Origin of the sequence: Micromonospora sp. M51 (assembly GCF_018070305.1) — a bacterium.
Lineage (GTDB): Bacteria > Actinomycetota > Actinomycetes > Mycobacteriales > Micromonosporaceae > Micromonospora > Micromonospora parva.
The window spans coordinates 1-10554 of the sequence record NZ_JAGPXZ010000140.1; the positions used below are offsets into that span (position 1 = coordinate 1).

General features: G+C 69.4%; 5 protein-coding genes. 3 read left to right on the top strand and 2 right to left on the bottom strand.

Annotated features, from left to right (window positions below):
- Positions 1–48: 48 nt before the first annotated feature.
- Positions 49–1827, bottom strand: a complete 1779-nt coding sequence (locus KBX53_RS10495; RefSeq protein ID WP_030333258.1) for a glycoside hydrolase family 6 protein — start codon at positions 1825–1827, stop codon at positions 49–51.
- 592 nt (positions 1828–2419) lie between these two features.
- On the opposite strand from KBX53_RS10495, the gene KBX53_RS10500 reads away from it, so the two are divergent.
- Together KBX53_RS10500 and KBX53_RS10505 are read left to right on the top strand one after the other, a co-directional pair.
- Positions 2420–3496, top strand: coding sequence for a hypothetical protein (locus tag KBX53_RS10500; RefSeq protein ID WP_210858878.1), 1077 nt, complete (start codon positions 2420–2422; stop codon positions 3494–3496).
- 1 nt (position 3497) lies between these two features.
- Complete coding sequence (locus tag KBX53_RS10505) at positions 3498–4178, top strand: class F sortase (protein WP_210858880.1); 681 nt, start codon at positions 3498–3500, stop codon at positions 4176–4178.
- 37 nt (positions 4179–4215) lie between these two features.
- On the opposite strand, the gene KBX53_RS10510 is transcribed toward KBX53_RS10505, so the two are convergent.
- On the bottom strand, positions 4216–9285 hold the full coding sequence (locus KBX53_RS10510) for an NAD-glutamate dehydrogenase (protein WP_210858882.1): 5070 nt from the start codon (positions 9283–9285) through the stop codon (positions 4216–4218).
- 289 nt (positions 9286–9574) lie between these two features.
- Between KBX53_RS10510 and KBX53_RS10515 the strand changes: the two genes are divergently transcribed.
- Positions 9575–10554, top strand: a 980-nt coding sequence (locus tag KBX53_RS10515; RefSeq protein ID WP_305797938.1) for an NTF2-like N-terminal transpeptidase domain-containing protein, incomplete at its 3' end; no start/stop codon positions are given.

Here is a 10554-nt window from a genome sequence, read left to right on the forward strand (position 1 = left end):
CAGTGCCTCACCAACCACTGGCAGCGGGTTGGTGCGTGAGCTACCCGATCAGAGCGCCGGGTAGGCGTTGCGCATGAGCTCCTGGAACTGGGCGGAGAACCACGCACCGGAGATCGGCGCGTCGCCCAGCGCCCCGGACGGGTTGTTGCCGTTGCGGGCGTTGCCGCCGTACGTCGGGTCGCACATCCGGTCGAAGCCCTTGCCCTCGTTGTTCGGGATCTCCTTGCTGGAGCCGTCCGACTCACCCGGCGGCTTCACCCAGACGTAGGCGTCGATCCCCGTCGCCGGGTTGGCCCGCGGCCGCTCACCAAGACCGGCACCGGCCTGGTTGCACCAGTTGCCGAGGTGCAGGCGTCGGTCGACCCGGCCACCGTTGACGTAGGTGTCGACGCTCGTCATGGCACCCGGTCCGGTGGGCCGCGCGGAGCCACCCCATCCGTTGCGGGAGGTGTCGATCAGCATGCCGATGTTCGAGTTGAAGCCCAACGAGACCAGCTTGGTCCGGAACGCCTGGGCGAACGACAGCTCGTCGACGTAGAAGTTCCAGTCGACCCACTTGGACTGCCGCACCGTCTGGCCGTTCACGTTGTCGGTGACCTTGAAGTACGGCTCCTGCAGCGCCGAGTAGTTCGCGGTGTTCGTGATGAACCCGTGCACGTTGTTGACCGTGCTGCCGGAGGCGACCGCGGCGGTCTTCAGGATCTCGGCGCTCGGGCCGAAGTTGGAGTCCCAGCCGAGCCAGCCGTGGTGACCGGCGTCGATGTAGTTGTAGACGTTGCCGATCGAGCCCAGCTTGGCGAGGGCGTAGCCGACACCGTTGACGTAGGCACCGTTGGCCTTGACCGTGTCACACATGACCGTGCCGCCAGGCTGGCCGGAGGTGTTGGTCACCAGGTTCGGCAGCGAGTCGATCTCGATGATGTTGATGATCCGCAGGCTGCTGTACTTCGAGTCGCCCTGGATCGCGGCGATCGGGTCGATGTACTGGGCCTTGTACTTGGGCAGCTCGTCCGGGCCCAGCTCACCGTTGGAGGCGAGCGCGGAGCAGTCCCGGCCGGGCAGGTTGTAGATCACGAACTGGATGTAACCGGCGCCCTGGCGCAGCGCCTCGTCCAGGTGGTCCTTCACCCCGAAGGCACCGTTGGAGCTGCTGTCCGGCGTGCCGTTGATCGCGGCGATCCGGTCCAGCCAGACGGCGGTGGGGTTGTTGGAGACCCGGCTTCCGCCGGGCTCGGCGTCCGCCTTGGCCTTCCACTCCGGGTTCACGTAACCGCGCACCCCGACGTAGGGGTTGTCGACCTTGGTGCCGGGCGGCGGGTTGGTGGTGGGCGGCGGGTCGGTCGGCGGCGGGTCAGTGGGCGGCGGGTCGGTCGGCGGGGGCGTGGTCGGCGGGGTGGTGCCACCGTTGCAGACCACGCCGTTCAGGGTGAACGAGGTCGGCTTCGGGTTGCTGCCGCTCCACGCGCCGTTGAAGCCGATGCTCGTCGACGCGCCGGTGGCCAGGGTGCCGTTGTAGGACAGGCTCTGGGCGGTGACCTGGCTGCCGGACTGGGTGAACGTGGCCGACCAGCCCTGCTGCACCCGCTGGCTGGAGTTGGGGAAGGTCCAGCCCAGCGTCCAGCCGTTCAGCGGGTCACCGACGTTCTTGATGGTGATGTTCGCGGTGAAGCCGCCCTGCCAGTCGTTGCTCGTGTACGCGATATCGCACTGCGTCGCGGCCTGCGCCGCGGTGACCGGAATCGTTACGAGCCCACCGGCGACCAGGGCACCCGCGCCGGCGAGCGCGAGGGCCCGGCGTGGGCCGGTTAGCCTTCTCCACACATTCATGCCACTGATCTCCTTGGGCGAGACCGGGCCCAGGTACGGCCCGGCGGGACGGCCCGATGGGCGTCCTGCACGGACGACCGTCGGCGCCAACGGGATTCTTCGGGGGCGCCCGACCCGGACGGGCGATGGTGGTGGTGCCCGACCCGATGCGGCCGGTCGATCGGCGGCGGCATGTCGCCCGATAAACGGGTGCCCTCGACTGCCTGCCTGCACGGTGTGGCTCTCTGAACCGCGTTCGCCGATTCTTGCATGGGAGCGCTTCCATGGCAATGGCTCGATGCGTCGCCGGAGCCGTTCCGGACGATACCCCCCGACCGCGCCTTAGCGGCACGGTGCGGCCGCAGCCGCCGGTACCGGATGACTGGGCGGGGCGAGCACGACGTGCTCCGAACGCCGCGAGCGCGCCTACCGGGTCACGGCCCGCCTGACGCCACACTCAGCGCGCCGAAAGCCGCGTACCACCCCTTCGCCTCTTACCGGAACAAAGGTCAAAACGCGAATCTTTCACTTCATAAGTCATGAAACCGTCTAACGTCGGTCTTAGCTCGGTTGTCGCCGGGCTCAGGACAACAGGGATGGAGTGACGCAGGTCATGGCTAAGAAGATGCTCGGGAAGGTCGTTGCGGGCGCCGCGCTCGGCGGCGCGTCGCTCCTGGTGTTCGCACCGGGGATCGCGTTCGCCGACGGCCACGACGATGGCAAGGTCTACGCCAAGCCGCACGTCGTGAAGGCCGGCGACGAGGTCAAGCTCCTCGAGATCTGCCCGGATCGCCAGGAGCACGCGTACGTGTGGTCCAAGGTCACCGGCAAGGTCAAGCTCAAGCCGGCGCGTGAGGACCGGGGTGAGGACCGCGACTGGCGCGAGGGGGAGAACTCCTCCGACCACGACAAGGGCAAGGACGAACACGGCAAGGACGAACACGGCAAGGACCACGAGGGCAAGGACGAGAACGGCAAGGACGAGCACGGCAAGGACGACAAGGGCAAGGACGACAAGGGCAAGGACGACAAGGGCGGCCAGGGTGCCGGCGCTGCCGCCGACGCCTACGGCGACGAGAACGGCAAGGACTGGAAGGGCGAGGAGCACGGCCAGGACGCCGAAGACAGCCGTGACAAGAAGGACTGGGAGTCGAAGGACGAGCACGGCTCGGAATACGGCTCGGACAAGGGCTGGGAGTCCAAGGACGAGCACGGCTCCGAGTACGGCTCGGACAAGGGCTGGGAGTCCAAGGACGAGCACGGCTCCGAGTACGGCTCCGACAAGGGCTGGGAGTCCAAGGACGAGCACGGCTCCGAGTACGGCTCCGACAAGGGCTGGGAGTCCAAGGACGAGCACGGCTCCGAGTACGGCTCGGACGAGCGCGGCGGTTACGGCAAGGACGAGCGCGGCTCGGACGAGCGTGACGGGAAGAAGGAGCGCGAGTTCGTCTACTACGGCGAAGCCACTGTCGACAAGGACGCCAAGCCGGGTCGCTACGAGCTCAAGGGCTCCTGCGGCGAGGGCGAGCTGGTCGTGCTGCCGCACGGCGGTGTCGACGGCGGTGACGGCGGCGTCAGCACCGGCACCGACCGGGGTCTGGCCACTGGTGGGGCGGGCCTGCTCGGCGCTGCCGCGCTGGGCGGGATCGTGCTGATGCGTCGTCGGCGGACCGATGGTTCGCTCGTCTGACGTGACGACGACACCGGCCGGCGGCCGTCGCGGGAAACCGTGGCGTGCCGCCGGCACGGCCGTCGTCGTCACCATGGCCATGATCGGCGCCGGCATGATCGGCGCCAGTCTGAAGGACACACCCGCCCCCCGACCGCCGCAGCCGTTGGCCCAGGCCGCCCCGCAGACCACCGGGCCGGCGAGCACCGCCGACGACGCCCCGCCGGTCGACGGGCAGCCGATCGGGGACGCGCCGGCAGGGCTGGCCCGGTCGGCGCCGACCAGCATCGAGATCCCCCGGATCGGTGTCGACGCGACGATCATGTCGTTGGGCACCAACCCGGACGGCACCGTCCAGGTCCCGCCGTTGGACAAGGCCGACCAGGCCGGGTGGTACGAGCCGGGCGCGAGCCCGGGCGAGACGGGTAACGCTGTCATCGTCGGGCACGTGGACTCGGCGGTGCTCGGCCCGGCCGTCTTCTTCGACCTCGGCGCTCTCACCCCCGGCGACACCATCACCGTGCGCCGCGCCGACGGCGTTCCGGCCAGCTTCACTGTCGACTCGGTGACGTCGTACCCGAAGACGGCCTTCCCCACCGAGCTGGTGTACGGACCGAGCGACCGGCCCGGCCTGCGGGTGTTCGACCAGGCCGCGAAGAGCTACCCCGACAACATCGTCGTCTTCGCCACCCTGGCGGCGTGACCCACGACGAGGCGAAACGCGGTCCGGCGTACCTGACTCAGGCGGCTGCGGAGGTCCGCACCAGGGTGCGGATCTGACGCAGCAGCACCGACAGCGCGGCGAGATCCGCCCGCGACTCGTCGAACTCTCCCATCGCCCGTCGGGCCCGGTGGATGGACGTGGCGTTCGACTGCTCCCACTGCTGCACCCGCTCGTGCGGCGGCAGGTCACCCGGGGTGGAGTCGAGCACCTCCGCGGTGAGCGCGGCCAACGCAGCGTACAGGTCGTACCGCAGCGCCATCCGGGCCAGCGTCTGCCAGCGGTCCTCCCGCGGCAGCAGGGAGATCTTCGACAGCAGCGAGTCCACCCGGAACAGGTCGGACAGCACGAAGTAGACCGAGGCCACCTCGCTGACGTCCCGCCCGCTGGCGTTCGCGGTCTCCACCACGTCCATCAGGCCGAAGCTGTACATCAGCCGGGTCGCCCGCTCCGCCAGTTCGCGGGGCAGCCCACGCTCGGTCATCGAGTCCATGTGAGCGGCGATGCCCTGGCGCTCGTTGCCGTAGAACAGCTCCTCCAGCCCGGGCAGCAGCCGGGTGACCCCGTCCCGCAGTCGGGCGATCTCGGCCGGCACGTCGATCGGCGAGCGCCGGTTGGAGACCAACCACCGCACCGCCCGGTCGAGCAGCCGGCGGGTGTCCAGGTAGACGCTGGTCTGCAGCTCCGGCGCCACCTTGTTGTCCAGCGCCTCGACCGCGTCCCACAGGTCGCGCAGGCCGAACACCTCGCTGACCACCACGTACGCCCGGATCACATCCGCCGCGCTGGCCGCCGTCTCCTCGACCACCCGGAAGATGAACGAGATGCCACCCCGGTTGATCGCCTCGTTGACCAGCACTGTGGTGACGATGTCCCGGCGCAGCCGGTGCCGGCCCATCCGGTCGGCGAACCGTTCGCGCATCGGCGTCGGGAAGTAGTTGACCAGGACGTCGGTCGTCCACTCCTCGTCGGCCAGACCCTCGGTGAGGATCTCCCGCTCCAGGACGATCTTCACGTACGCGAGCAGCACCGCGAACTCCGGCGCGGTCAGCCCGGACTCGCTGCGGACCGCCAGTTCCTCGTCCGGCGGCAGCGCCTCCAGGGCCCGGTCCAACCCGCCCGACCGCTCCAACTCGTTGATCATCCGACGGTGCACCGGGAGCAGCGAGGCGGCCTGGGCCTGGGCGTTGTTGATCGCCCGCGCCTGGTCGTAGTTGTCCCGCAGCACCAGCTCGGCAACCTCGTCGGTCATCCCGGCCAGCAGCTCGTCCCGCTCGGCAGTGGTCAGCTCGCCGTCGGCCACCGCCGTGTTGAGCAGGATCTTGATGTTCACCTCGTGGTCGGAGGTGTCCACCCCGGCCGCGTTGTCGATGAAGTCCGTGTAGATCCGGCCACCGGTCAACGCGTACTCGATCCGGCCGAGCTGGGTCCAGCCCAGGTTGCCGCCCTCGCCCGCCACCCGGCAGCGCAGGTTGCGCCCGTCCACCCGGATCGCGTCGTTGGACTTGTCGCCCACCTCGGCGTTGGTCTGGCTGGAGGCCTTGACGTAGGTGCCGATGCCGCCGTTCCAGAACAGGTCCACCGGGGCGGTGAGGATCGCCTTCATCAGGTCCTGCGGCGACATCTGCGTGACGTCGTCGTCCAGGCCGATCACCGCCCGGACCTGCGGCGTGATCGGGATGGACTTCGCGGTACGCGGGAAGATGCCACCACCCTCCGAGATCAGCTCCGTGTTGTAGTCCTCCCAGGACGACCGGGGCAGGTCGAACAGCCGCCGACGCTCCGCGTACGAGGTGGCGGCGTCCGGGGCCGGGTCGAGGAAGATGTGCCGGTGGTCGAAGGCGGCCACCAGCCGGATGTGCTCGGAGAGCAGCATCCCGTTGCCGAACACGTCACCGGACATGTCGCCGACGCCGACCACAGTGAAGTCCTGGGTCTGAGTGTCCAGGCCCAGCTCCCGGAAGTGCCGCTTGACCGACTCCCAGGCGCCCCGGGCGGTGATGCCCATCTTCTTGTGGTCGTAGCCGGCGGAACCACCGGACGCGAACGCGTCGCCCATCCAGAAGTTGTGGTTCTTGGAGATCTCGTTGGCGATGTCCGAGAACGTGGCGGTGCCCTTGTCGGCCGCCACCACCAGGTACGGGTCGTCCTCGTCGTGCCGGACCACGTCCTCGGGCGGCACGATCTGCCCGCTGACGATGTTGTCGGTGACGTCCAGCATCGCGCCGACGAACTCCTGGTAGCAGGCGACCGCCTCGTCCCGGTCACCCGGCTTCTGCTTCAACACGAAGCCGCCCTTGGCGCCCACCGGCACGATCACCGTGTTCTTCACCATCTGCGCCTTGACCAGGCCCAGCACCTCGGTCCGGAAGTCCTCCCGACGGTCGGACCAGCGCAACCCGCCCCGGGCCACCGGCCCGAACCGCAGGTGCACACCCTCGAACCGCGGCGAGTAGACGAAGATCTCGAACTTCGGTCGCGGCGCGGGCAGGTCCGGAATGGCCTGCGGGTCGAGCTTGAACGCCACGTACGCCTTCGGCCGCCCGTCGGCGCGCTTCTGGTAGAAGCTGGTCCGCAGGGTCGCCTCGATCAGCGTCAGGTACGAGCGCAGGATCCGATCCTGGTCGAGGCTCGCCACGTCGTCCAGCGCGCCCCGGATCGTCTCCACCAGCTCACCGCTGCGCTGCTGGCGCTGCTCGGTGGTCTGCTCCCCCGGCGCGAACCGGGTCTCGAAGAGCTCCACCAGCAACGCGGCGAGCTTCGGGTACGCGATGAAGGTCTGCTCCATGTAGTCCTGCGAGAAGACCGTGCCGGCCTGCCGCAGGTACTTCGCGTACGCCCGTAGCACCACCACCTGCCGCCAGGTCAGCCCGCCGCGCAGCACCAGCTCGTTGAACCGGTCCACCTCGGCCTCGCCGCGCCAGGCCGCCGCGAAGGCGTTCTCCACGTGCGGGCGCACCTCGGCCAGTTCCTGATGCCCCTCGGGCAGCATGAGCCCGAAGTCGTACAGGTAGACCCGACCGTCGATCCGGTCCACCTCGTACGGGTGCTCGTCGACCACCCGCACACCGAGCGAGTGCAGCACCGGGAGCACGGCGGAGAGCATCATCGGCTCGCCGTACCGGTAGACCTTGAACCGGACGTCCATCGCCTCGGCCAGGTCCGCACCCGGCACCCGAGTGCCGGGTCGGGGCGCCAACTGCTTGCGGAACAGGTGCATCTCCAGCTGGCCGGGCTCCTCCAGCAGCTCCAGCTTCGCCAGGTCCTTCATCGCCTCGTACGGCGTGTGCCCGTCCTTGTAGCCCTCGGGGAACGCGTCGGCGTACCGGGTGAACAGGTGCTTGGCCTGTTCGTCGCCGAGCTTGCGCTCCAGCACCAACCGGTAGTCGTCGTCCCACAGTCGGGTGGCGTCGGCCAACTCCTCGGCCAGCAGGTCGGCGTCGATGTCGCCGGGCGGCCGGGTCGGGTCGGTACGGACGATGAAGTGCACCCGCGCCAGCATCGACTCGGTGACCCGGGTGGTGTAGTCCACCCCGACACCGTTCAGCTCGCGCAGCAGGATGTCCTGCATGCGCAGCCGGTTCTGGGTGGTGAACCGGTCCCGGGGCAGGTAGATCAGGCAGGAGATGAACCTCCCGTACGCGTCGCGACGCAGGAACACCCGCAGCTGCCGGCGACCGGCCATCCGCAGCACGCCGATCACCGCGTGGTACAGATCGTCGGTCTTGATCTGGAACAGCTCGTCGCGCGGGTACGTCTCCAGGATCTGGATCAGATCCTTGCCCGAGTGGCTGCGCTGGCTCAGGCCGGAGCGGTCCAGCACCTCGGCCACCTTGCGGCGCACCACCGGCAGCTCGCGGACGCTGGTCCGGTAGGCGGCGGTCGAGAACAGGCCCAGGAAACGCCGCTCACCGATCACGTCACCGGCGGAGTTGAAGATCTTGAAGCCGATGTAGTCCAGGTACGCCGAGCGGTGCACGGTGGCCCGGGAGTTGGCCTTGGTGATGATGAGCAGGCGCTTTTCCAGCACCTTCTCGTGCGCCTCGGGCGTCATCGAGGACAGCGACCGCGCCTCCGGCGAATCGGAGCGCAGGATGCCCAGACCGGTGCCGAGCACCGCCTCCAACGCCTTGCTGTCGGTATCGCCGCCGTCGGCGTCCACCAGCCGGTACTCGCGGTAGCCGAGGAAGGTGAAGTGGTCGTGGGCGAGCCACCGCAGCAGCTCCACCGAGTCGGTGATGTCCTTCTCCGGCACCGGTGGGCGGTTGTCGGAGGTACGGGCCGAGGCCAGCTCGTCGGCGAGCGCGAGGGCCCGCTGACGCATCTTCGGCCAGTCCTCCACCGCCTCCCGCACGTCGGTGAGCACCCGCTGCAACTCGCGGCGCAACCGGTCCCGCTCGGCCGCGTCCCGGACCGGGTCGATCTCGATCCGCATCCAGCTCTCGATGATGTCGCCGGCGATCGCGTCGTCCGGCTCCACATCGGCGGAGACCTCGGTGAGCCGGCCGAGCGGCTCGCGCCGCACCACCACCAGCGGGTGCACCAGCAGGTGCACGTCGAGGTGGTACGAGTTGAGCAGCGCCGTCACCGAGTCGACCAGGAACGGCATGTCGTCCGTGACGATCTCGACGACCGTGTGGTGCTGGTCCGCGTGCGGTTCGTGGATCCGCAGCTTCAACTCGCCGGGCACCCGTTGCTGGGCGAGGTCCCGGTGCGCCCGGGCCGCGTCGAGCATTTCCTCCGCCGTGAAGCCGACCAGCTCCTCGTCCGGGGCGAACCGCCAGAAACGGCCGACAAGTGTCGCCGCGTCGTGATCGTCCCCCGCGAGCGCGACGGCCTGGGCCACCAGGCGCTCCGCGTTGGGAACGGGTTCGTCGAGCTCCGCGTCCTCCACGTCGTCGGCCAACGCCTCGGTCGGCAGGCCCAGATCGTAGATGGTGTCGATGCTCGACCCGGTCAGCCCGGTGACGCCCGTGTCGAGCCGGCCGTAGCCGTCCCCGTCGGTCGCCGAATCGAAGCTGTCATCGTCCCGGCCGGAGTCATCCTGCCGGAGGTCGGGTTCCGGTTTGATCGCCGGACGCCGGTCCATCGGTGCCACTCCCCTCGACCCACCGCGTTGTGGGTCACTCTGCCGCCCAGCCTAGGCCCTGCCGTTCTGCGCCTTCGTCGGCGGACCACTGGCCAGACGTCCGGATCGGGACTTTGTCCTTTCACCCGTTGCGGGTCCGAGGTTGGCCGGCTGCGGGATACCCCGCCACGCGATGTTCATCACACGGGTGCGGCCCATCTTTGAGCGCGGCCGAACACCTGGGGGACGTTGGGGACGTCGTTCACGTACTACCGTGCGAGGGCAGTCCGAGATCGGAAGGACCAGCTTCATGACCTTGTCGTACCCCCGGCCCCACCGGCCGAACCACGCTCGCCGCCTGGCCACTGCGGTCAGCACGGCGCTGCTCGCGGCGGGCGTCCTGGTCGGTTGCTCCGGTGACGACGGGCCGCAGCGCACCGTTGACGCCTTCCTCGCGGGCTGGCGCAGCGGCGACCTCCAGTCGGTCGGCATGATCGACCCGCTGGGCTCGAAACTGCCGTCGGCCGACGTGGCCCGCGAGATCAAGGACCTCTCCGGCGAGCTGGCGGCCACCCCGCCCACCCTGACGCGACGCGGCGAGCCGAAGATCACGAAGGACATCGCCACCACGACGGTGCAGGTGGAGTGGACCCTGCCCGGCCAGACCCGCTGGGCGTACGACCGGGAGGTGCGGCTCGCCCACGGCGGTGACGACCAGTGGCAGGTGATCTGGGAGCCGACCGTGGTGCACGAGCGGCTCGCCAAGGGTGACCGGTTGGCGCTGCGCCGCGACACCGGTGCCCGCGCCGCCGTGCTGGACAACGCCGGGCAGCCGCTCGTTACCCCGCGCCCGGTGGTCCGGGTGGGTGTGCAGCCCAACGGTGTCGCCGACATCAAGAAGCTCGTCAAGGACCTCGACGCGGCCTTCAAGGCCATCCGTCCGGCGCTGGTCCCCGGCGTCGACCTGACCGACCTGCCCAACCGGGTGGCCGAGGCGGAGCCGGGTGCCTTCGTCGAGGTGGTGTCGCTTCGCGAGGAGGCGTACCGGCAGATCAAGCCCCGGATCTACGACCTGCCCGGCACCAAGTTCATCTCCGACAAGATCGACCTGGCGCCCACCCGCGAGTTCGCCCGCGCGCTGCTCGGCACCGTCGACCCGGCGCAGGCCGACGATATCGCCGCGCACCCCGACCGGTACGTCGTCGGCGACCTGGTGGGGCACGGCGGGCTGCAGGGCCGCTACGACGAACGACTGCGCGGCGGCCCCGGGCTGACAGTGGTGGTCGAGCG